The organism is Nocardiopsis sp. YSL2 (genome assembly GCF_030555055.1).
Classification (GTDB): domain Bacteria; phylum Actinomycetota; class Actinomycetes; order Streptosporangiales; family Streptosporangiaceae; genus Nocardiopsis.
The window spans coordinates 1,181,883-1,202,997 of record NZ_JAMOAO010000001.1 but is presented as its reverse complement, the minus strand read 5'-3'; the positions used below and the strand labels follow the sequence as shown (position 1 = coordinate 1,202,997).

Annotated in this window: 19 protein-coding genes; 9 read left to right on the top strand and 10 right to left on the bottom strand. The window is 73.2% G+C overall.

Annotated elements, in window-relative coordinates:
• Positions 1-35 precede the first annotated feature (35 nt).
• The 4 genes from M1P99_RS05165 to M1P99_RS05150 all read left to right on the top strand — a co-directional run bounded on the left by M1P99_RS05165 (position 36) and on the right by M1P99_RS05150 (position 5,631).
• Entirely contained in the window at positions 36-1,034 is a 999-nt protein-coding gene (locus M1P99_RS05165; RefSeq protein WP_304451530.1) for a bifunctional riboflavin kinase/FAD synthetase, read from the top strand.
• A 236-nt stretch (positions 1,035-1,270) separates the two neighbouring features.
• Positions 1,271-1,540 (top strand): 30S ribosomal protein S15, encoded by a 270-nt coding sequence (gene rpsO / locus M1P99_RS05160; protein ID WP_304451529.1) that lies wholly within the window; start codon positions 1,271-1,273, stop codon positions 1,538-1,540.
• A gap of 319 nt (positions 1,541-1,859) precedes the next feature.
• Complete coding sequence (locus tag M1P99_RS05155; protein WP_304451528.1) at positions 1,860-4,166, top strand: polyribonucleotide nucleotidyltransferase; 2,307 nt, start codon at positions 1,860-1,862, stop codon at positions 4,164-4,166.
• Between the two features lie 130 nt (positions 4,167-4,296).
• A complete protein-coding gene (locus tag M1P99_RS05150) occupies positions 4,297-5,631 on the top strand; it encodes a pitrilysin family protein (protein ID WP_304451527.1) in 1,335 nt (444 codons plus the stop codon).
• Between the two features lie 60 nt (positions 5,632-5,691).
• Here M1P99_RS05150 and M1P99_RS05145 read toward each other — a convergent pair whose 3' ends face one another.
• From M1P99_RS05145 to M1P99_RS05115, 7 genes are all read right to left on the bottom strand, one after another.
• Positions 5,692-6,222, bottom strand: a complete 531-nt coding sequence (locus M1P99_RS05145; RefSeq protein WP_304451526.1) for a sigma-70 family RNA polymerase sigma factor — start codon at positions 6,220-6,222, stop codon at positions 5,692-5,694.
• 198 nt (positions 6,223-6,420) lie between these two features.
• The gene (locus tag M1P99_RS05140) at positions 6,421-6,996 is read right to left on the bottom strand and encodes a hypothetical protein (RefSeq protein WP_304451525.1); all 576 of its coding nucleotides are present in this window, start codon (positions 6,994-6,996) and stop codon (positions 6,421-6,423) included.
• 18 nt (positions 6,997-7,014) lie between these two features.
• Positions 7,015-8,241, bottom strand: a complete 1,227-nt coding sequence (locus M1P99_RS05135; protein WP_304451524.1) for a Dyp-type peroxidase — start codon at positions 8,239-8,241, stop codon at positions 7,015-7,017.
• Entirely contained in the window at positions 8,241-8,825 is a 585-nt protein-coding gene (locus M1P99_RS05130; protein WP_304451523.1) for a copper chaperone PCu(A)C, read from the bottom strand. Before M1P99_RS05130 ends, M1P99_RS05135 begins: the two co-directional genes overlap by 1 nt.
• Positions 8,826-8,966: 141 nt before the next feature.
• The gene (locus M1P99_RS05125; protein ID WP_304451522.1) at positions 8,967-9,431 is read right to left on the bottom strand and encodes an Hsp20/alpha crystallin family protein; all 465 of its coding nucleotides are present in this window, start codon (positions 9,429-9,431) and stop codon (positions 8,967-8,969) included.
• 57 nt (positions 9,432-9,488) lie between these two features.
• Positions 9,489-11,087, bottom strand: coding sequence for a BCCT family transporter (locus tag M1P99_RS05120; RefSeq protein WP_304455580.1), 1,599 nt, complete (start codon positions 11,085-11,087; stop codon positions 9,489-9,491).
• Positions 11,088-11,285: 198 nt separating this feature from the next.
• A complete protein-coding gene (locus tag M1P99_RS05115; protein ID WP_304451521.1) occupies positions 11,286-11,801 on the bottom strand; it encodes a MarR family winged helix-turn-helix transcriptional regulator in 516 nt (171 codons plus the stop codon).
• A 163-nt stretch (positions 11,802-11,964) separates the two neighbouring features.
• Between M1P99_RS05115 and M1P99_RS05110 the strand changes: the two genes are divergently transcribed.
• From M1P99_RS05110 to M1P99_RS05095, 4 genes are read left to right on the top strand one after another with little or no spacing between them, the layout of a single operon-like run.
• On the top strand, positions 11,965-13,065 hold the full coding sequence (locus tag M1P99_RS05110; protein ID WP_304451520.1) for a polyprenyl synthetase family protein: 1,101 nt from the start codon (positions 11,965-11,967) through the stop codon (positions 13,063-13,065).
• 34 nt (positions 13,066-13,099) lie between these two features.
• Positions 13,100-14,629, top strand: a complete 1,530-nt coding sequence (gene crtI, locus M1P99_RS05105; RefSeq protein ID WP_304451519.1) for a phytoene desaturase family protein — start codon at positions 13,100-13,102, stop codon at positions 14,627-14,629.
• Positions 14,626-15,612 carry a phytoene/squalene synthase family protein gene (locus M1P99_RS05100; RefSeq protein WP_304451518.1) on the top strand — a complete coding sequence of 329 codons (987 nt, stop codon included), beginning with the start codon at positions 14,626-14,628 and terminating at the stop codon, positions 15,610-15,612. Before crtI ends, M1P99_RS05100 begins: the two co-directional genes overlap by 4 nt.
• The gene (locus tag M1P99_RS05095; protein WP_304451517.1) at positions 15,609-16,616 is read left to right on the top strand and encodes a DUF5914 domain-containing protein; all 1,008 of its coding nucleotides are present in this window, start codon (positions 15,609-15,611) and stop codon (positions 16,614-16,616) included. The genes M1P99_RS05100 and M1P99_RS05095 overlap by 4 nt, the downstream gene beginning before the upstream one ends.
• On the opposite strand, the gene M1P99_RS05090 is transcribed toward M1P99_RS05095, so the two are convergent.
• Both M1P99_RS05090 and M1P99_RS05085 read right to left on the bottom strand, forming a co-directional pair.
• The gene (locus M1P99_RS05090) at positions 16,580-18,148 is read right to left on the bottom strand and encodes an FAD-dependent oxidoreductase (protein WP_304451516.1); all 1,569 of its coding nucleotides are present in this window, start codon (positions 18,146-18,148) and stop codon (positions 16,580-16,582) included. The genes M1P99_RS05095 and M1P99_RS05090 overlap by 37 nt on opposite strands.
• Positions 18,145-18,897, bottom strand: coding sequence for a class I SAM-dependent methyltransferase (locus M1P99_RS05085; protein WP_304451515.1), 753 nt, complete (start codon positions 18,895-18,897; stop codon positions 18,145-18,147). Before M1P99_RS05085 ends, M1P99_RS05090 begins: the two co-directional genes overlap by 4 nt.
• 65 nt (positions 18,898-18,962) lie before the next feature.
• Between M1P99_RS05085 and M1P99_RS05080 the strand changes: the two genes are divergently transcribed.
• On the top strand, positions 18,963-20,162 hold the full coding sequence (locus tag M1P99_RS05080) for a lycopene cyclase family protein (RefSeq protein WP_304451514.1): 1,200 nt from the start codon (positions 18,963-18,965) through the stop codon (positions 20,160-20,162).
• 5 nt (positions 20,163-20,167) lie between these two features.
• On the opposite strand, the gene M1P99_RS05075 is transcribed toward M1P99_RS05080, so the two are convergent.
• Positions 20,168-21,097 (bottom strand): MerR family transcriptional regulator, encoded by a 930-nt coding sequence (locus M1P99_RS05075; protein ID WP_304451513.1) that lies wholly within the window; start codon positions 21,095-21,097, stop codon positions 20,168-20,170.
• Positions 21,098-21,115 lie beyond the last annotated feature (18 nt).

The following is a 21,115-nucleotide window of genomic DNA, read 5'->3' as shown; positions in this document are numbered from 1 at the left end:
ACATCGGCAGCGAACAGGGTTGAGGGGAGCCGGACGTGCGGCGATGGGGCGGACTGGAGGACATTCCCTCCGAGTGGGGGCGGTCCGTGGTGGCTGTCGGAGTCTTCGACGGTGTGCACCGCGGCCACCAGGCCATCCTGGCGACCGCCGTCGAGCGCGGTCGGGCCCTGGGCCTGCCCGTGGTCGTGGTGACCTTCGACCCCCATCCGGAGACGGTCCTGCGCGGGGCGACCCCGCCGGTGCTGACCCCGCTGGACCGGCGGGTGGCGCTGCTGGAGGAGCACGGCGCCGACGCCGTGTGCGTCCTGCCCTTCGACAAGAGCCTGTCGGCGCGTTCGCCGGAGGAATTCGTCCGGTCGGTGCTCATGGACCGCCTGCACGCGGTCGCCGTGGTCGTCGGTGAGGACTTCCGGTTCGGCCACAAGGCCGCCGGCGACGTCGCGGCGCTGGCCGCGTTCGGTCGTGAACTCGGGTTCACCGCGCACGGCACGCCGCTCGTGGCCGACGGGCGGACCATCACCTCGACCCGCGTGCGCGCCCTGCTCGCCGACGGTGACGTGGCGGGGGCCGCCGCCCTGCTGGGCCGGCCGCACCGGGTGGAGGGAGAGGTCGTGCACGGTGCCGCGCGCGGGCGCGAACTGCTCGGCTTCCCCACCGCCAACATGGATCTGGCGCCCGACACCGCCGTGCCCGGTGACGGCGTCTACGCGGGCTGGCTGAGCCGGACCGCGTCCCAGGACGGCCAGGAGTCCCGCTGGCCGGCCGCGATCTCCGTGGGCACCAACCCCACCTTCGACGGCGCCGAGCGCACCGTGGAGGCCTACGCCCTGGACCGCGACGACCTGGAACTGTACGGCGTGCACATGGCCGTGGAGTTCACCCACCGGATCCGCGGCCAGGAGCGCTTCGACAGCATCGACGAGCTCATCGTGGCCATGCACCGCGACGTCGACCGGTGCCGTGAGGTGCTGGTCGGGGACCCCAAGGGCGAGCGGTCGGGCGGCTCGGCGGGGGAGACCGGCTCCATAGTGTGACGCAGCCCCGCCACCTCGTGGTTTGCGGTAGTGTGGACACGTCCACGTGTGCCCTGCGTCAGGACCTCCGTCTCCGGAGGCCGCCGGCGCGGAGAGCGCGCTGCACCGACGCCGTCGGCGACGGTCCGCGCCCACCACACGCGACGGTGACTGTTCGTACGCGCGGTCACCGCGTCTGACCCCGGCTCCGTGTCAGGGGTTCGCCCTGCGTACCGAATCATGAGTGAAGGAGCGTCGTGTCGATCGACACCGCCACCAAAGAGAAGATCATCGCCGAGTACGGCACCTCCGAGGGTGACACCGGCTCCCCCGAGGTCCAGGTCGCGCTGCTCACGCACCGCATCACGGAGCTGACCGAGCACCTGAAGGACCACAAGCACGACCACCACAGCCGCCGTGGCCTGCTCCTGATGGTCGGCCGTCGCCGCCGTCTGCTCAAGTACGTCGCCAAGCAGGACATCACCCGCTACCGCTCGCTCATCGAGCGTCTGGGCCTGCGCCGCTAGGACCGGCGACGGGAGTGGCTTCGGCCGCTCCCGTTTTGTTAGTAAGGTGTGACACGCGTGACGGTCCACGACCGTCACGCGTGCACCACCCACAACTCCACAGTGAACATCCCGCGATCCTCACCCTCGGCAGCAGAGTCGAGGCCGGTCCTCGGTAGTGGTCCCCGGACACCGTCCCAGAGGCGGTTGCCGTGGGCTTCGATCGATGACCGGCCGTCATCAACTCCCTGGTCCGGACGCGGGACGAAGAACACAAGGCCGTGGGCCGCGCATCCGCGCGAACCGCGGCACATCCCACACCTGTACCAGGAGGTCGCCCATGGAGGGCGCTTACTCGGCCGAAGCCGTCATCGACAACGGCAAGTTCGGCACCCGCACCATCCGCTTCGAGACCGGCCGGCTCGCTCAGCAGGCCGCCGGATCGGCCATGGTGTACCTGGACGACGAGACCGTTGTCCTCTCCGCCACGACCGCCTCGAAGCGGCCCAAGGAGAACCTCGACTTCTTCCCCCTGACGGTGGACGTCGAAGAGCGCATGTACGCCGCGGGCCGCATCCCCGGCTCCTTCTTCCGGCGCGAGGGACGTCCCTCCGAGGACGCCATCCTCACCTGCCGCCTGATCGACCGGCCGCTGCGCCCGTCGTTCAAGAAGGGCCTGCGCAACGAGATCCAGGTCGTCGAGACGATCCTGGCCCTGCACCCCGAGCACCTGTACGACGTGGTCGCGATCAACGCGGCCTCGATGTCGACGCAGATCTCCGGGATCCCCTTCTCCGGCCCGATCGGCGGCGTGCGCGTCGCCCTGATCGAGGGCCAGTGGGTGGGCTTCCCCACCCACGGCGAGCTGGAGAACGCCACCTTCGACATGGTGGTCGCCGGCCGCGTCCTCGATGACGGCGACGTCGCCATCATGATGGTCGAGGCCGAGTCCACGCCGCGCACCCTGAAGCTGGTCGCCGAAGGCGCCGTCGGTCCCAACGAGCAGACCGTCGCCGAGGGCCTCGACGCCGCCAAGCCCTTCATCAAGGTGCTGTGCAAGGCCCAGCAGGCCGTCGCCGAGCAGTCCAGCCGCGAGGTGGCCGAGTTCCCGATCTTCCTCGACTACGAGGAGGACGCCTACGCCGCCGTCCAGGCCGCCGTCCGGGAGGACCTGGCCAAGGCTCTGACCATCGCGGACAAGCAGGACCGCGAGGCCGAGCTGGACCGCGTCAAGGCCGCCGCCGGCGAGAAGCTGGCCGAGGACTTCGAGGGCCGCGAGAAGGAGGTCGGCGCCGCCTTCCGCTCGCTGAGCAAGCAGCTCATGCGCGAGCGCGTGCTGCGCGACCAGGTCCGTATCGACGGCCGCGGCCCCAAGGACATCCGTTCGCTGAGCGCCGAGGTCGGCGTTCTGCCGCGGGTGCACGGTTCGGCCCTCTTCGAGCGCGGTGAGACCCAGATCCTGGGCGTCACCACGCTCAACATGCTGCGCATGGAGCAGATGGTTGACACGCTCAACCCTGACAAGACCAAGCGCTACATGCACAACTACAACTTCCCGCCCTACTCCACCGGTGAGACCGGTCGTGTGGGCTCGCCCAAGCGGCGCGAGATCGGGCACGGTGCTCTCGCCGAGCGCGCCCTGCTCCCGGTCCTGCCGTCGCGCGAGGAGTTCCCGTACGCCATCCGGCAGGTGTCCGAGGCGCTGGGCTCCAACGGCTCCACCTCGATGGGCTCGGTCTGCGCGTCCACCATGTCCCTGATGGCGGCCGGCGTGCCCCTCAAGGAGATGGTGTCGGGCATCGCCATGGGTCTGATCAGCGAGGGTGACCAGTTCATCACGCTGACCGACATCCTGGGCGCCGAGGACGCGTTCGGTGACATGGACTTCAAGGTCGCCGGTACCCGTGAGCTCATCACGGCCCTGCAGCTGGACACCAAGCTCGACGGCATCCCCGCCGAGCAGCTGGCGATCGCGCTGCAGCAGGCCCGCGGCGCCCGCCTGGCGATCCTCGACGTCATGCGCGAGGCCATCGAGGCCCCGGCCGAGATGAGCCCGAACGCTCCGCGCATCCTGACGGTCAAGGTTCCGACCGACAAGATCGGCGAGGTCATCGGCCCGAAGGGCAAGATGATCAACTCGATCCAGGACGACACCGGCGCCGACATCTCGATCGAGGACGACGGCACGATCTACATCGGTGCCGTCGACGGCCCGTCCGCCGAGGCCGCGCGGGACACGATCAACCAGATCGCGAACCCGACGATGCCCGAGGTCGGCGACCGCTACCTGGGCACCGTCGTCAAGACGACGACGTTCGGCGCGTTCGTGTCGCTGCTGCCCGGCAAGGACGGCCTGCTGCACATCTCGCAGATCCGCAAGCTGCACGGCGGCAAGCGGATCGAGAACCTCGACGACGTCATCGGCATCGGCGAGAAGATCCAGGTCGAGATCCGCGAGATCGACGACCGCGGCAAGCTGTCGCTGGTGCCCGTCGAGGTCGTGGAGTCCGAGGCGGCCTCCGCCCCGGCCTCCGAGGCCGCCGCCGAGGCCCCGGCCGACGACAAGGGCGACAAGGGCGACGACTCCGGTGACGCCCCGCGCCGCCGTCGCCGCCGCAGCTCGGGCGGGCGTTCCGAGAACACCTGATCCCGCCATGCCTGAGGGGGCGGCCGCACCAGTCGGTGCGGCCGCCCCCGCGGCGTATCCTCGGCTCGACGAGGGGCGGTGTACCGTCCCATGGCCGTCCCTCCCACGCGAAGACGAAGAAGAAGGATTCATGAGCTCTGCCCCCATCGCCGCCGAGCAGGAGCCCGGTACCACTGTGACGCTGCTGGAGCCGGACGGCGGCTCCGGTCTCGTGCGGCGCACCGTGCTCCCCGGCGGTCTGCGCGTGGTCACCGAGGACATCCCGGGCGGCCGCTCCGCGGCCTTCGGCATCTCCGCGACCTCCGGCTCGCGCGACGAGGACTCCGCGCACGCCGGATCGGCACACTTCCTGGAGCACCTGCTGTTCAAGGGGACCCGGACCCGCTCGGCTCTGGAGATCTCCGCGGTGCTGGACGGTGTCGGCGCCGACCACAACGCCTACACCACCAAGGAGCACACCTGCTACTACGCCAAGGTGCTCGACCGGGACCTGCCGCTGGCCATCGACGTCGTCGGTGACATGGTGGCCAACTCGGTGCTCGACGAGGGGGAGGTGGAGACCGAGCGCGGCGTGATCCTGGAGGAGATCGCCATGTACGAGGACGAGCCCGCCGACCTGGTGGACGACGTCTTCGCCGAGCACTTCTTCGGTGACACTCCGCTGGGGCGACCGATCCTGGGCACCATCGACTCCATCCGCGCGCTCCCGCGTGAGCGGATCGCCGAGCAGTACCGGGACGCCTACGTGCCCTCCGAGCTGATCGTGACGGCCGCGGGCAGCCTGGACCACGGCGCGGTCGTGGAGCAGGTCCGGGCGATGTTCGCCGACCAGCTCGCCGCCGCGGGCGACGCCCGTCCGGCCCGGCCGCGTGTCGGCGGCGGTCCGGTGGGGGTCAACGGCGGCACGGTGGTGACCTCCCGCGACACCGAGCAGGCCCACATCATCCTGGGGTCGGAGGGGCTGCCGCGCACGGATCCGCGCTGGCACGCGCTGCGCCTGCTGGGGGCGGCGCTGGGCGGCGGGATGTCCTCGCGCCTGTTCCAGGAGGTGCGCGAGAAGCGCGGCCTGGCCTACGCGGTGCACGCCTACCACACGGCCTACGCGGACACCGGCACGTTCCAGGTCTACGCGGGCTGCCTTCCGGAGAAGGCCGACGAGGTCATCGGCGTGTGCCGTGACGAACTCGCCAAGGTGGCGTCCTCGGGGATCGGCGCCGAGGAGCTGGCCCGCGCCAAGGGCCAGATCCAGGGCACGTGGGTGCTGGGCAGCGAGGGCACCAACGCCCGGATGAGCCGTCTGCTCGCGCACGAGCTGAGCCACCCCCGCCACTTCTCGATCGACGACGACCTGGCGCTGTTCGACGCGGTGACCGAGAAGGACGTCGCCGAGGTGGCCGCCGACCTGCTCACGCGTCCGCGCGCCCTGGCGGTCATCGGCCCGTACGACGAGTCGCGCACCTTCTGACCGGCTCCGGGCACGGCCCCGGGTCCGTTCCGGACGGTCGGAACGGACCCGGCCCGCGCGTCAGGCGGCGACCTGGCGGACGAGGTCGCTCCGGGCCCGGGCGACCCGTGAACGGATCGTGCCCACCGGTGCCCCGACCAGGCGTGCGGCCTCCTCGTAGGTGCACCCCTCGACCTGGGTGAGCACGAACGCCTGGCGCCGTTCCGGGCTGAGCCCGTCCAGCAGGGAGCGCAGCGCCAGGTACTCGTCGAAGCGCTCCCGGGAGGCGGGGACCAGCTCCCAGTCGGTGCCGCCGACGCAGTCCGGTCGGGCGGCGTCGCTGCGGTAGCGGTCGACGACGGTGTTGCGGGCGATGGCCAGCAGCCAGCCGCGGACCGGCGCGCGTCCGGAGTAGCGCCGCAGGCCTCCGAGTACGCGCAGGTAGGTCTCCTGGGTGAGTTCCTCGACCCGGTCCTGCGGCACTCTGCGCGCGATGTAGCGGGTCACGTCGGGTCTGGTCCGCCGGACCAGGTCCTCCAGTGCGGAACGCGACCCGGTGCGAGCGCTGGCCGCGAGGTGTTCGAGGTCGTCGTTGACGTGGGTGACGGGCATGGGCCCTCTTCGGTGCCGAGCACGCGCCGACCCACCCGGGGCGGCCCGTGCGCGTCACCGCGGTCGGCACGGCACGGGTCCCGTCCCGGGCGTCGGTACGCGCGGTGATCAGGGGACGCGAGGGGCGTGCGCGGCCCGGCCGAGCCCGAGGAAGCCCCTCGGCGGGGCCGGGGACACGGGCGATCGGGACGAGACGCCTCAGGCCGTGGCCGGGGGTCCCCTGAGAACCAGGCTGTGGCGCAGGTACGGGGCGGTCGGCCGGGGCGGTGCGGGTGCCGTCGGCCGGACCGCGCGGGGCGGCGCGGGTACCCGGGGCAGGACCACCAGCAGCAGCGGCAGCAGGGCCGCGGCCACCAGCCGCAGATAGGCGAAGAGGGCGGCCTCGCCCTGGCGCAGCCACCAGGCGCACACGGCGGCGGCCGCCAGGTGGAGGAGGAGCATGCCGCCGCTCCCGGAGGCGTCCGCCATCGCCTGGGCGCCGGCCGCCACCGAACCGGGGTCGTGGCCGGCGTGGGCGGTGGAGGAGGTCGTCACGGAGTAGAGCAGGTGCAGCGCGAGCTGGCCCCACAGCATCCAGGCGGTGATCGCGCCCAGGCCGCGCTCGCGTCCGCTCCCCGCCCAGGCGGAGAGGAACACCAGCGCGGCGCCCGCCGCCAGCCCGACCAGGGGGACGCCGTGCCCGGAGGCCGCGGCGTGGCCGCCCGCGGACACGGCGAGGCACACCGAGGTGAAGACCCCGGCGCGCGCCGCTCGCATCGGGGGCCGCTCCGTCATGGACTCATCGTCGCACGGTCATCCCTCCACGAGTGACCGGCCCACGTAGTCGCCCTCCTCACAGCCCGGGGGAATCGCGAAGACGGCCGACCCGACGGCGGTGACCCACTCGTTGAGCAGGTCCAGCTCGTCCAGTCGGCGCTGGATGGGCACGAACTGGCGTACCGGGTCGGCCTGGAAGGACGCGAAGACCAGTCCGGCCTCGCCCGCCCCGCTCAGCGTGTCGCGCAGGTCGTAGTTGTAGCCGCGGCGGAAGATGCGCTGGCCCGGATCGTCGGTGCGTGCCCGCCTGACGTGCGCGAACGCGGGGATGACGGGGAGACCGGACTCGTCGGTGGCGTCCAGGTCGGCGTCGTCGCGCTCGCCCCCGCCGGTGAGCGGCGCGCCGTCGGCCACCCGCCGCCCGATCACCGCCTCGCGTCCGGGGCGGTCCAGCTCGTCCCATGTGTCCAGGTCGGTGGCGATCCGGCGCAGCACCAGGGACGTGCCGCCGTCGAGCCAGGCCGGTCCGCCGGAGCCCCACACCAGGTGCTCGAACTCGTCCGTCCCCGGCCTCGGGTTGATGCTGCCGTCCACCTGCCCCATGAGGTTGCGCATGGTGGTGCCGTCGGGCTCGGAGCCGTGGGCACGGCGGAAGCCGGTCTGTGTCCAGGCCACGCGGGCGAACGCGCGTGCGTCCTTGACCAGCATCCGCGCCGCGTGCGAGACGGTGATCGGATCGTCGGCGCACACCTGGAGCAACAGGTCGGCCTGGCCCCACTCCGGGCGCAGGTCGTCGTGGTCGAACTCGGGCAGGGGGCCCAGCCAGGAGGGGACGGCGTCGGGGTCGACCCGCTCCACGAGCCCCGGACCGAAACCGAAGGTCGTCGTGAGCCGTGCGGGCACGGTGGCGAGCTCGGGTTCCGTGTCGGCCAGGGGCGCCTGCCCGGCGCTCAGGCGGGCGGCGTCGTCGCTGAGCAGCCGCAGGAGGCGTCCCACGCCCTCGGCGTCCACGCCGGACTCCAGGTCCAGGGCGACGAAGCAGGCGTGTGCCTGGGGCGGGGTCTCCACCCCGGCCTGGCGCGGGCCGTGGAAGGCGACCGTCCGTGTGCCGTGGACCGGCGGCGCCGTGTTCGCGGGTGGGGGCTCCTCACCGACCAGCCGGTGGGTGACGGTCGCCCCGGCGGCGCCGATGCCCGCGGCGGCGCCGCCCAGGAGGAGGCCGCGCCGCGAGAACCGGTCCGAGAGCGGTCTGCGCTCGCTCATCAGCCCTCGTCCTCCGTGTACGCGTGGTCGGTGTGCTCGCCCTCCGACTCCTCCTCGCCGCCGCCGTACTCCTCGTTGGCGCCCGCGAACTCCTTGACCTGTGCGGTGAACTCGGCGGTGGAGCCGTCGGCGAACTCCACGGTGACGGTGGACTCGGTACCCGGCTCCAGGTCCTCGCTCAGGTCCATCAGCATGATGTGGTCGCCGCCGGCCTCCAGGGTCCGGGAGCCGCCCGCCGGGATGGCGAAGCCCTCCTCGACCTCGCGCATGGTGGTGTCGGCGCCCTCGGTGACGCCCTCGTGCAGTTCGGTCATGCCCGCGGCCTCGTGCGCGGCGGAGACGATGGTCACGTCGGTGTCGGAACCGTTGCCGATCTCGCCGAACACGGCCGTCATGCCGTCCTCGACGGTGGCGGCCTTGATCCAGGGGTCGGTGATCTCGAAGCCGTCGGCGGCGGTGGCGTCCTCGGCCGCGCCGTCCCCGGCGGCGGCCTGCTCCTGCGGCTGGTCGGCGCCTCCGCAGGCGGACAGGGCCAGGACGAGGGAGAACAGGGCGGCGGCCCCGGCGGTACGGGTCGGGTGCATGGGTGCTCCACGGTCTCGGGCCGCTGGGTGCGCGGCCGTTCCCCCCTCACGTCGGATCGCGGGCCCGTTCGGTTCCCGGCACTCTCCGGGCACAGGAAACCCCCTGCGGTGACGCACCGCAGGGGGTTCCGGGCGATCGTCCTAGCGCTTGCGCCGCCGGATCGAGATCTTCCTGGGCGCGGTGGTGTTGGCCGCGCCGTGCACGGTCACCTCCAGCAGCCCCTCGCCGTAGCTCGCCTCGATGTCGTTCTCGCTGATCTCCTCGGGCAGGCTGATCTCCCGTCGGAAGGTGCCCATGTACCGCTCGGACGAGTAGTACACGACGTCGTCCTCATCGCGCTGGCGCTCCCCGCTGATGGTGAGGACGCCGTGGGACAGGCTGACGGTCACGTCCTGCTCGTAGACACCGGGGATCTCGCACCGGACGACGAGGTCCTCGCCGCGGGCCAGGATGTCCGTGGGCGGGCTCCAGGCGTCGGCGTAGCCGCGCTCGCGCTCACCCGCCTGGCTGGTCTCGATCGAGGACATGGTGTCGGAGATGCGGTTCATCTCGGTGATCATGTCCACCACCCCGTGAAAGGGGTTGCTGAACCTCTTGGGTGTCACGTCCGCCTCCTGTCGGTGTCCGTGGATGCGTGGCTCACGTGGTGTGTTCCCTCCGGGTCAGGACTTCGCGGCGGGCGGCTGCTTGCCCTCGGAGCGGCGCTCCGGTGAGACCAGCTTCGGAATCCGCTCGCGGGACAGCGCCCGCGCCAGTCCCCAGATCATGAACAGCAGGATCAGGGCGAAGGGCAGACCCGTCACCACCGACGCCGCCTGGAGCGCCGCCAGGGCGTTCTCTCCGCCCAGCACCAGCAGGATGAGGGTGACCCCGCCCTCGGCGATCGCCCAGAAGGCCCGCTGCCAGCGGACCGGGTTGGTGTCGCCCCCGTTGGTGAGGGTGTCCACGACCAGCGAGCCGGAGTCGGAGGAGGTGACGAAGAAGATCGTGACCACCAGGATGAGCAGGAGTGAGACCGCGTTGCCCAGGGTCGGCGCGAAGGAGAACATCAGGTCCATCACGCGGAACGCGCGGTCCTCCTCGGCCAGGTCGGCCAGGCCGGCGTTCTCGTACAGCTCGTAGAACAGGCCGGAGCCGCCGAACACGCCGAACCACAGGATGGAGACCACGACCGGGGCGAACAGCGCGCCCAGGACGAACTCACGGATGGTGCGGCCGTAGGAGATCCGGGCGAGGAAGATGCCGACGAAGGGCGCCCACGAGATCCACCAGCCCCAGTAGAAGACGCTCCAGGCGGTGGTCCAGGCGGCGGCCTGCGGGTCGGTCTGCGGACTCGGGAAGGCCAGGCTCCACGGGACCAGGTTGCCCAGGTAGTCGCCCGCGGACGTGGTCATGGTGGAGATCATGAACAGCTTGGGCCCGAACAGGAAGACGACGCCCAGCAGCAGGAACGCCAGCCACAGGTTGATGACCGACAGGCGCCGGATGCCCTTGTCGATCCCGGCCAGCACGCTCAGCAGGGCGATGCTGGTGATGACGATGATGATGATCGACTGGACGGTCGAGTTGGTCGGGATGCCGAACACGTGGTTCAGCCCGCCGTTGATCTGCAGCGTGCCCAGGCCCAGGGACGTCGCCAGGCCGAAGATGGTGCCGAAGACCGCCAGGATGTCGACGATGTTGCCGGGCCAGCCGAAGGCCCGGTCCCCGATCAGCGGGTACAGGGCCGAGGCCGGGCGCAGCGGCAGTCCCTTGCGGAACGCGAAGTAGCCCAGCGACATCCCCAGCGCGATGTAGATCGCCCAGGGGTGGAAGCTCCAGTGGAACAGGCTGAGCGCCAGGGCCTCGTTGGCGGCCTCGGGCAGGGGGCCGTCGTCGGTGGGCATGAAGTCGGAGTTGCGCGGCCACGTCAGGTGGTGGATGGGCTCGGAGACGCCCCAGAACACCAGCCCGATGCCCATGCCCGTGGTGAAGAGCATGGCGAACCAGGCGAGTGTGCTGAACTCGGGGCGTGAGTCGTCGGGCCCGAGCCTGATCCGGCCGTACTTGCCGAGCATCATGAACACGGCCATGCCCAGGAAGAACGTCGTGGACAGGACGTAGAGCCAGCCGAGTTCGCTGCTGATCCAGTCACGGGTAACGGTCGTCGCGTTGAGCAGGGGCTCGGTGGCGACGATGCCTATGACGAGGAACGCGATGATCACGACGCCGGAGACGCCGAAGACCGTCGGATTCGTGTGTTCTCTGATGTAGGTGCGCAGGGATGAGATGGTGGCTCCTTCCCAGCCCGGGTGGGACGGGTACGCCTGCGGCGGTCGGGTGGCCGGGACCTGTCGGAAACAGGGCCCTGAGCCAGGGGTGATGTCCCGTGGATGGTAAGGGCGTGCCCGGTCAACCGCCAAACAACCTCGACAACGAGGACGTTCGTCGCGATTCGGGGCGAAGGGCGGGGGAACGCGTCAGTCGGACGCGGCGATGAGGCCGTCCAGGGTCCGGCCCACGCGGTCGAGCCAGTCCGTGATGACCCGGAGTTCGTCCACCGAGTAGCCCTCGTGCATCCGGGTCATCGCCTCGCGCATTCCGGGCGCGGAGGCGGCGGCGATGGTGTCCGCGCCCTCGACCAGGCGGACGGCGACCTTGCGGCGGTCCTGGGGATGGCGGGTGCGCTCCACGAGGCCGTGTGCCTCCAGTCGGTCGATCACACCGGTCACCGATCCGGTGGACAGACGGAGGCTGTCGGCGATCTCCCCGGGTGTCAGCGTGCCACCGACACGCAACAGCGTGTAGCACTGGAAGTCGGTCGGGTTCATCCCCGAACGGTCGGACATCCGGTGCAGGAGCCGGACGAGTCGCACGGCGAGTTGCTGGCCATCGGTCTGCAGGGCCATGTACAGGTCGGCTCGCGCCCGGTCGTCGTCCAGGCCGCCCGAAGTCCCGTCCGGCCCGGCGGCGGGGGTGGTCGATGCGGCGTCCATGCGGCTCCCAACGGCTCGGCGGCCGGATGGTCGGTTACCTCCGTGAGTCTACGGCCCCGCGGTGGAGCCGATGGTTGACGATGAAGAGGATGGGAACTAAACCGGAAACCGAGATTCTTGCTTTCCAAGCTACCTCGAGATCGAGGAGTCTGCTATCCAGAGTGTGCGAACAGAACAGGACCGGGCGGGATTTCCGGTCAGCCCGGACGCGGCGTCGGTGATCGGCGCCGTCGACGCCGCGTTGAGCGAGTACCTGGACGAGCGGGGCCGCGAAGCCGCCGATCTGGACCCGGACTTCGGCCGGGACCTGGCGGGCGCTCTGCGCGCGTTCACCCTGGGAGGCGGCAAGCGTCTGCGCCCGATGCTGGCCTGGTGGGGGTGGACCGCCGGGGGAGGGGCCCCGCGCGGTCCCACGGCCGAGGCCGCCGTGCGCGCCTGTGCGGCACTGGAGCTCCTCCAGACCTTCGCGCTCGTCCACGACGACGTCATGGACGGCTCACCGCTGCGCCGCGGCGCGGCCTCGGTCCACGAGGCCTTCGCGGCCGAGCACCGGGCCGGGGCCTACACCGGTGAGCTCCGCCGCTACGGCGAGGCCATGGCGGTGCTGACCGGCGACCTCGCGCTGGCCTGGGCCGACGACCTGCTCGACGCCGCACTGGCGGACCTGGCCGAGCACCAGGACGCCCGGCGGGTGTGGAGCCGGGTGCGCACCGAGGTCGTGGCCGGGCAGTTCCTCGACATCCGCGGCCAGGCGCGGCGGGACCGCTCCGAGGCCGGGGCCCTGCGCACCGACCGGCTCAAGACGGCCGCCTACACCGCCGAACGCCCCCTGCACCTGGGCGCCGCGATGGCCGGGGCATCCCAGCCGACCGTGCGCGCCCTGCGGGCCTACGGCCAGGACGTCGGCGTGGCCTTCCAGCTGCGTGACGATCTCAGGGACGCCTACGGCTCCCCCGAGGTGACCGGCAAACAGGCCGGGGAGGACCTGGCACGGGGCAGGAACACGCTGCTGCTGTCGTCGGGGCTGCGCCTGGCCCGCGAGCGCGGCGACGAAGAGGCCGAACACCTCCTGAGCGGCGTCGGCGGGGGGACCGACCCCGCGCTCGCCGCGCGCGTGCTCGACGCCGTGGGCGCCCGGGAACTGGTCCTGCGGCGCTGCCGCGAGCTGTCGGTCCGCGCCATCGGCCACCTGGCCGCCCTCCCGATCGACCCCGACGTCATGAAGGAGCTGCGCCGCCTCGGCGAGGCGGCCGCCCGACCCTGAACACGCCCCTCGGGGCGGGAGAGGACCAAGGATCATGCCGATCCATCGCAACGGGCGGACGCGGGGCGGCCGCCGGCCCGGGGGGCCTCGCGGGCGCGACCCGGTCGTCGTGGTCGGTGCGGGCCTGTCCGGCCTGGCGTGCGCGCTGCACCTGCTGGGCGCCGGACGCGAGGTCGTGGTGGTCGAGAGGGAGGACCACCCGGGCGGCCGGGCCGGGCGCCTGGACCTCGACGGGTACCGGATCGACACCGGACCGACCGTGCTGACCATGCCCGAACTCCTGGACGAGGCCTTCGGCGCGGTCGGCGAGACGGTCGGGGAGCGCCTGGACCTCGTGCCGCTGGCGCCCGCCTACCGGGCGTCCTTCGCCGACGGGTCCACCATCGACGTCCACACCGACCGGGCGGCCATGACCGCCGAGGTCGGGCGGGTGGCCGGGACCCGCGAGGCCGTCGGCTACCTGCGCCTGCGCGAGTGGCTCACCCGCCTGTACCGGGTCGAGATGCGCTCCTTCATCGACGCGCAGTTCGACTCGCCGCTGGACCTGGTGCGGCCCGACCTGCTCCGACTGGCGGCACTGGGCGGCTTCGGCCGGCTGGCCCCGGCCGTGGGGCGCTACGTGCGCGACGAACGGCTGCGCCGGATCTTCTCCTTCCAGTCGCTGTACGCCGGGGTGCCTCCGGACCGGGCCCTGGCCGCCTACGCGGTCATCGCCTACATGGACACCGTCGCCGGCGTCTACTTCCCGCGGGGCGGCATGCGCGCCGTCGGCGACGCCCTGGCCGCCGCCGCGGCCAAGGCCGGCGGCGTCCTGCGCTACGGGGAGTCGGTGACGCGGTTGGAGCGGCGCGGTGACCGGGTCACCGCCGTGGTCACCGACCGGGGAGAGCGGCTGCCCTGCGACCAGGTCGTGCTCACCACCGACCTGCCCGCGGCCCACCGGCTCCTGGGCCACCGGGTCCGCCGACCGGTACCGCACCGCTTCTCCCCCTCGGCGGTGGTCCTGCACCTGGGCACGGACCGCACGTGGGAGTCCCTGGCCCACCACACCATCTCCTTCGGCCGGGCGTGGAAGGGCACCTTCGACGAGATCATCGGTGCGGGGCGCCCCATGAGCGACCCCTCCCTCCTGGTGACCCAGCCCACGGTCACCGACCCCTCCCTGGCCCCGGACGGCCGCCACCTGCTGTACGTGCTCGCGCCCGCGCCCAACCTCGACGCCGGACGGATCGACTGGGACGCCGAGGGTCCGCGCTACCGGGACCGCCTGGTCGCCACGCTCGAGGAACGGGGGCTGACCGGCCTGGACTCCTCGATCCGGACCGAACACCTGGTCACTCCGGCCGACTGGGCGCGGCAGGGGCTCGCGCGCGGGACCCCGTTCTCGCTCGCGCACACCTTCGCCCAGACCGGGCCCTTCCGCCCGGCCAACACCGTGCGCGGAACGGCGAACGCGGTCCTGGCCGGCTGCGGGACCACTCCCGGCGTCGGGGTGCCCACGGTCCTGGTCTCGGGCAAGCTGGCCGCCGCGCGCGTCCTGTCCCGGACCGGAGGAAGCCGATGAGGGGCGCACTCGCCGAACTCGACGCGGCCGGCATCGGCGATGACCGGCTGCGGGCCGACTACCTGCACTGCCGGGCCCTGCACGCCCACCACGGACGGACCTACTACACCGCCACGCGCGTCCTGCCACCCGGGCGCAGACCGGCCGTGCACGCCCTGTACGGCTTCGCGCGGTGGGTGGACGACGTCGTCGACGAACCCGCTCCGGGTACCACCGTCGCCGAACAGCACCGCCGCCTGGACGGCATCGAGTCCGAGCTGGCGCGGGCACTGGCGGGGCGCGGGGCCTGCGAACCGGCGCTGCGGGCACTCGCGGACACGGCCCGGCGCCACCGGCTGCCCGACGACTACTTCACGGCGTTCATGGCCTCGATGCGCATGGACCTGTCCGTCACGCAGTACACGGACCTGGAGCACCTGCGCTCCTACATGTACGGGTCCGCGGCCGTGATCGGACTCCAGGTGCTGCCGGTCCTGGGGACGGTGGTGCCCCACGACGAGGCCGCGCCGCACGCCGCCGCGCTCGGTGAGGCCTTCCAGCTCACCAACTTCCTGCGCGACGTGTCGGAGGACCTGGCGCGCGGGCGCGTCTACCTGCCCGCGGACGTGCTGGCCGACCACGGAGTGGACCGGGGGCTGCTGGAACGCTGCCGGCGCGCCCGCGCGGCCGACCCCCGTGCCCGCCGCGCCGTGGCCGCCCTGGTGGAGGTCAACCAGGAGTTCTACCGCAGGGCGCGCCCCGGGATCGCGATGCTCTCTCCCGTGGCCCGCCCGTGTGTCGCCACCGCCTTCCGGCTCTACCGCGGGATCCTGGACGAGATCCGCGCGGCCGACCACGATGTCTGGAGCACCCGCCACCGGGTCTCCGACGCCCGCAAGGCGGCCGCGGCGGTACCCGCTCTCGCCCGTTCGCTCCTCGCCCGGTCGCTTCCGCGCCCGAGGAACGGCGAACGCGACGACCACTCCAGGAGGAGCCGCACGTGACCACGCCAGATCCGCGGCCCGGCCGGATTCCGCTGCACCGGCTGCCCGCGACCCGCTGGAACGCCCAGGAGCCCACGTGGCGGGGCGCCTCCCCGGCCGTCATCGGCGCCGCGCTCAAGCGGGCGCTGGCCCGGCCCTCGGGCAACTGGTTCGTGCTCGCCGCGAGCGAGCAGGTGCGGGCGGACCGGCCCTTCGGCCGGGTGGTCGCCGGAACGGAACTGGTGGCCTGGCGGACCCCGGACGGGACCGTGCACGCCGGTCCGGGCGCCTGTCCGCACCTGGGCGCACCGCTGTGCCGGGGCGCGGTGGACGAGGGGCGCCTGGTGTGCCGGTGGCACGGGCTCTCCCTGGGCACCGACGGCTTTCCGGGCTGGAGCCCCTATCCGGCCCACGACGACGGGGTGCTCGTGTGGGTGCGCCTGGACCGCGAGGGCGGTGAGGAACCGCTGGCGGAACCGGTCGTGCCCGAGCGGCCCCGGGCCGGTGCCGCCATCGCCGCGGTGGAGAGCCTGGCGGGCCGCTGCGAGCCCGAGGACGTGATCGCCAACCGGCTCGACCCGTGGCACGGGTCCTGGTTCCACCCCTACTCGTTTCTCGGGCTCGAGGTCGTGGAGGTGCCGGAGGGCCCCGACCCCGAGCCCGACCGGATGGTCGTGGACGTGGGATTCAAGGTGGCCGGGCGGTGGGGCGTCCCGGTCCGGGCCGAGTTCGCCTGTCCCGAACCGCGCACCGTGCTCATGCGCATCATCGAGGGCGAGGGGAAGGGCAGCGTGGTCGAGACCCACGCCACGCCCCTGGGCGTGGACCGGGACGGGGTCCCGCGCACGGCGGTCATCGAGGCCACCGTGGCCGTGTCCGACCGCCCGGGCTTCGCGCTGGCCCGCCGCCTGTCCGCGGCCGTGCGACCGCTCGTGCGCACGGCCGCACGGCGGTTGTGGCGGGACGACCTGGCCTACGCGGAGCGCCGCTACCTGCTGCGCGCCTCGGGGCGCTGGCCCGGCTGACGCGCCGCGCGGGCCAGGGCCCGCAGCGGTCGGCTGCGGCCGCGCGTGGGCACACTCCACACGGTGTGGCCCGGCCGCCCCCACCGGGACAGGAGCGTGTTGGCGGCCAGGAAGCCGCTGGTGGCGGCGCGTTCCATGAGGGCCACCGGCAGGTCCACGCGGACGTGGTCGCCGGCCATCGCCAGCAGGGGGTCGGGCGTGCCGACGGTACAGCGGTCGCCGTGGCCGCCCGGTGGGAACAGAGGGCAGTCCGCCCGTCGCTCGTGCCGGGCGTCGACCGCGCGTGCGCCGCGCAGTTCCGGGTAGACGGCGGCGGCCTGTTCCCACAGCGAGGCCCGTTCGGCGTCGGCGTCGCGCCCGGGCGCCAGCGCGTAGGCGTGCAGCTCCACGACCGAGCCGCCCGTGCGGCGCGCCCAGTCGCGGGCCTGGTCCTCGTAGCGCTCCAGCACGCTGATGTTGTCCAGCGCGGGGTACCCGGCCGTGCCCAGGAACGCCGGCCGGTGGGGGCGCACGGGCCGGTCCAGCCAGTAGCGCGAGACCAGGAACGGCGGCGCGCTCGGCAGCCGCTCCACCCGGGCCCGCCAGGCGGCGTCGCCCAGAGACGGGGAGGCCGCCACCAGGGCGCGCAGGCCGACCGGATCGGTGGCGAGTACCACGCCGTCGAACTCCTGGGACTCCCGGCCGCCCCAGGCGAGGCGGAACCGGCGGTCCCGTCCGCGCTCCACCGAGTCGACGGGGGTGCCGGGGCGCACGACCACGCCCTGCCCGGCCAGGTGGGCGACCAACGGGTCCCACAGCGCCTGGGGGAACGGGGAGCGGGGCACGTCGAAGACCAGCCCCTCGGACGAGCCGAGGAAGTACACGTGGAACATGACGGCCAGCTCGGCGGCGGAGAGCCGGTCCGGAGAGGCGAAGAAGCTGCGCGTGAACACCTCGAAGGCCAGGTGCCGGGCGGTCGGGGGGAAGCGCACCGCGTCCAGGAACGCGCTTGCGCTCAGGTGGTCCAGGCGTTCGTAGACGCCGGGGGTGTCCACGTCCAGCAGTTGGAGGGCGGCGGGCACGTTCACCCGCGCCAGGTCGCGCAACGGGAAGCTCGGGCTCACGGCCGCCAGGACGGCGGCGTTCCACGGCGGTGTCGAGGGCAGTCCGGCGAAGCGGTCGCGCGGCCCCTCGCGGTGCACCAGCGGGTAGTCCGCGAGCGGGACCAGTGCGTCCAGGCCCGGATCGGACCGCCGCAGCAGCGCACGCAGGTTGTAGTACTGCCGGAAGAACGCGTGGAAGCCCCGGGTCATGGTGGCCCGTGACCCGTCGGCGAGGTCGGTGTCCCAGCCGCGCAGCCGACCGCCCAGCGAGTCCTCCCGCTCGAACACCACCGCCTCCACCCCCCGCTCGACCAGGGCGCAGGCCGCCGCCAGCCCGGCGATCCCGCCGCCGACCACGGCCGCCCGGGGGGTGCCCCGCGGCCGGCGGCCCGAGGGCGGCGAGGGGTGCACGGCCTCGGCCCGGACGTCCGTCGCCCCGAGGGTGCTCATCCGGTCCGCCCCTCCAGCGGGCGGGCGCCCGCGAACGTGTGCGTGATGCCGTACTGCCAGCCCGGCAGCGGCGCGCTCGCCACGGACACCAGGCCCGCGCGGCGCATCCGGTCGAGCAGGGACGTGCGCCCGTCGAACTCCAGGGCGCTGCGCCACAGGTAGCGGAACAGGTCCGTCCGTCCGGTGAGCGCGCCTCCGGCGGGGATCACCACGCCCCAGCACACGGCCGACCACACCGCGCGCGCCGCGGGGGAGTCGGCCACCGAGTACTCGTGCAGTGCGAGCCGACCGCCGGGCCGCAGCACCGAGCGCACCGAGGCCAGCAGCGCGTCGGGGTCGGGGACGTTGCGGATCAGGTAGGCCGCGAACACGGCGTCGGCGGGACCGCCGAGGTGCTCCTCCACCCACGCGGGGGTGACCTCCTCGGCGCGGGCCCGGTGGAAGGACACCTCCGGCGGCCAGTCCTTGGCGGCGGCCGCCTCGAGCATGCCCCGGGAGGCGTCCACCGCGGCGATCCGCGCCAGCGGCGCCGCGCGCAGCAGGGCGGCGGTGGAGGCCCCGGTCCCGCAGCCCAGGTCCAGCACGCGCAACCCCTTCCCGCGGTCCGGCAGGCGCAGCCGACGCGCGGACACGCGCAGATGGGAGTGGTAGCCGGGGTTGGCCGCCACCAGCCGGTCATAGGATCGGGCGGCGTGGTCGAACTCGTCGGTGACCGCGCCGTGCTTCATCTCGATCGTGGTGCTGGGCATACCTTCCCCGGGGCCGTTGGATGTCGCCCTCCCACGAACCGTCCCGCTACCGGCATGCTGGTCGCATGACCGACTTCGACGTGGCGATCATCGGAGGGGGAGCCGCTGGGCTCACTCTCGCCCACCTGGTGGGGCGGGTCAACGAACGGCGCGGTGTCCCCCTGGACACGGTCCTGATCGAGGCGCCACCGGGTCCGCACACGCCGCCGCCGCGGACCTGGTGCTTCTGGGAACGCGACGGGGGCCCCTGGGACGGGCTGCTGTCCGCGCGCTGGGAGGACCTGTCCGTGGTGGGCGGGGACGGCACGACCATGACCTCGTCGGCGGCTCCCTACGTGTACAAGATGCTCCGTTCGACCGACGTCGAGGAGTACGTACGCGCGCACGCCGGCGCACACGTGGACCAGCGCAGCCTGTTCGTCACCGCCCTGGCGGACGGTCCCGAGCACGCCACGGTGACGGCGTCGGCCCCCGACGGGACCCGCGAGGTCCTCACCGCCCGCTGGGTGTTCGACTCCCGCCCGCCGCCGCGTCCACTCCCGGCCCGCACCAGCCTGCTCCAGCACTTCCGGGGGTGGTTCGTACGCACCCCCGACGACGCCTTCGATCCCGCGGCGGCCGTGCTGATGGACCTGCGCACGCCCCAGCCCCCGCTCGGGGTGTCCTTCGGCTACGTACTCCCGCTCACGCGCCGCACCGCCCTGGTCGAGTACACCGAGTTCGGGCGGACTCCGCTGACCACGCCCGCCTACGAGAGGGCGCTGGCCGACTACTGCGAACGCGTCGGACTGGGCGGGGTGGAGGTGACCGCGGCCGAACAGGGCGTCATCCCGATGACCGACGCCCGGATGCCCACCCGTGCGGGGCGGCGCCTGTTCCGGGTGGGGACGGCCGGGGGCGCGACCCGGCCCGCCACCGGCTACACGTTCAGCGGGGTGGGTCGCCAGGCGCGGGCGGTGGCCGACGCCCTCGCGGCGGGGCGCGTGCCCGTTCCCCCGGTCCCGCACCGCCCGCGCCACCTGGCCATGGACGCGGTCATGCTGCGTGCCCTGGACACCGGGCGGGTGCGCGGGGCGGACTTCTTCACCCGGCTGTTCGCACGGAACCGGCTCGGCGAAGTGCTGGCCTTCCTCGACGGTGACTCGCCCCTGCGCCGTGAGCTGGTGATGGGACTGACCACGCCGGTCGGCGCGATGTCCCTGACCACCGCCGAGCACGCGTGGCACGCCCTGCTCGGACGCCCCGGGGCCCTCCGGCGGGGCTGAGGGCTCTAGCGTTCCGACAGCAGGACCGTCACCGCCGCGCGGAGCGATGTGAGGTGCCCGCTCGCGAGACGGGTCGCGCCGCCGGTCCCCCGCCAGCCGGGCCCGGCGGTGTACACGGCGGTGTCCCCGGCGGAGGCGGCCGCGGTCCTGACGGCCGCGGCCAGGACCGCGGCGTCGGCCTGCGTGGGCGCGTGGGACCACAGCACCAGGGCCCGGGGGCCGAGGCGCCGCAGGGCGCGCAGTGTCGCCTCCACCGGTGTGCAGGGGCCCAGGACCCGGTAGGGGGACCCGGCCTCCCGCAGTGCCGCGGCCAGGGCTTCGATCGGCAGACCGTGCATCTCCCGCGGTGTGCAGGCCAGGAGCACGGGCCGCACCCGCGTCCTCTCGTCCGTCGGGGCCGCGGGCACCCGGCGCAGGGCCGAGGACACGCACCACGACAACAGGTGCTCCACCTCCACGTAGGTGCGGGTCGCCTCCCACTTGCGCCCCATGCCGTACAGCAGGGGCTGCGCCAGGTCCTCCCACGCCCCCACGACGCCGGCCTCGCGCAGGCCCTTCTCCAACAGCGACTCCACGAGGTCGGCGTCCAGGCGCATCGCCGCGCGCGCCAGGCCCTGGAGCGCGGCCGGGGTCCGGCCGACCGGGAGGGTCCGGTCCGCGGGGACCGTGTCGTCGTCGGCGGGGGCGACGTCGCCGGAGACCGACCCGCACCGCGCTTCGAGCGCCTGCCGGGCCGCCTCGGCGGGCGGAAGGCCCTCGCCCACCAGGCGGCACAGGGCGCGCAGCCGGGCGATGTCCTCGGGCCCGTAGCGGCGGTGGCCGCCCGGACTGCGCTCGCGCGGACCGATGCCGTAGCGCCGGTCCCAGCTGCGCAGCGTGGCCGGGGCCACGCCGAGCAGGCGCGCGGCGGCCCCGGGAGCGAGTGCTTCGGACATGGTCCCCAACCGATGCGA

Excerpts from the sequence above, each read along its gene's own strand:
- M1P99_RS05155 (WP_304451528.1), top strand. The coding sequence starts at position 1,860 with ATGGAGGGCGCTTACTCGGCCGAAGCCGTCATCGACAACGGCAAGTTC.
- M1P99_RS05150 (WP_304451527.1), top strand. The coding sequence starts at position 4,297 with ATGAGCTCTGCCCCCATCGCCGCCGAGCAGGAGCCCGGTACCACTGTG.
- M1P99_RS05145 (WP_304451526.1), bottom strand. The coding sequence starts at position 6,222 with ATGCCCGTCACCCACGTCAACGACGACCTCGAACACCTCGCGGCCAGC.
- M1P99_RS05140 (WP_304451525.1), bottom strand. The coding sequence starts at position 6,996 with ATGACGGAGCGGCCCCCGATGCGAGCGGCGCGCGCCGGGGTCTTCACC.
- M1P99_RS05135 (WP_304451524.1), bottom strand. The coding sequence starts at position 8,241 with ATGAGCGAGCGCAGACCGCTCTCGGACCGGTTCTCGCGGCGCGGCCTC.
- M1P99_RS05130 (WP_304451523.1), bottom strand. The coding sequence starts at position 8,825 with ATGCACCCGACCCGTACCGCCGGGGCCGCCGCCCTGTTCTCCCTCGTC.
- M1P99_RS05115 (WP_304451521.1), bottom strand. The coding sequence starts at position 11,801 with ATGGACGCCGCATCGACCACCCCCGCCGCCGGGCCGGACGGGACTTCG.
- crtI (WP_304451519.1), top strand. The coding sequence starts at position 13,100 with ATGCCGATCCATCGCAACGGGCGGACGCGGGGCGGCCGCCGGCCCGGG.
- M1P99_RS05100 (WP_304451518.1), top strand. The coding sequence starts at position 14,626 with ATGAGGGGCGCACTCGCCGAACTCGACGCGGCCGGCATCGGCGATGAC.
- M1P99_RS05090 (WP_304451516.1), bottom strand. The coding sequence starts at position 18,148 with ATGAGCACCCTCGGGGCGACGGACGTCCGGGCCGAGGCCGTGCACCCC.
- M1P99_RS05085 (WP_304451515.1), bottom strand. The coding sequence starts at position 18,897 with ATGCCCAGCACCACGATCGAGATGAAGCACGGCGCGGTCACCGACGAG.
- M1P99_RS05080 (WP_304451514.1), top strand. The coding sequence starts at position 18,963 with ATGACCGACTTCGACGTGGCGATCATCGGAGGGGGAGCCGCTGGGCTC.
- M1P99_RS05075 (WP_304451513.1), bottom strand. The coding sequence starts at position 21,097 with ATGTCCGAAGCACTCGCTCCCGGGGCCGCCGCGCGCCTGCTCGGCGTG.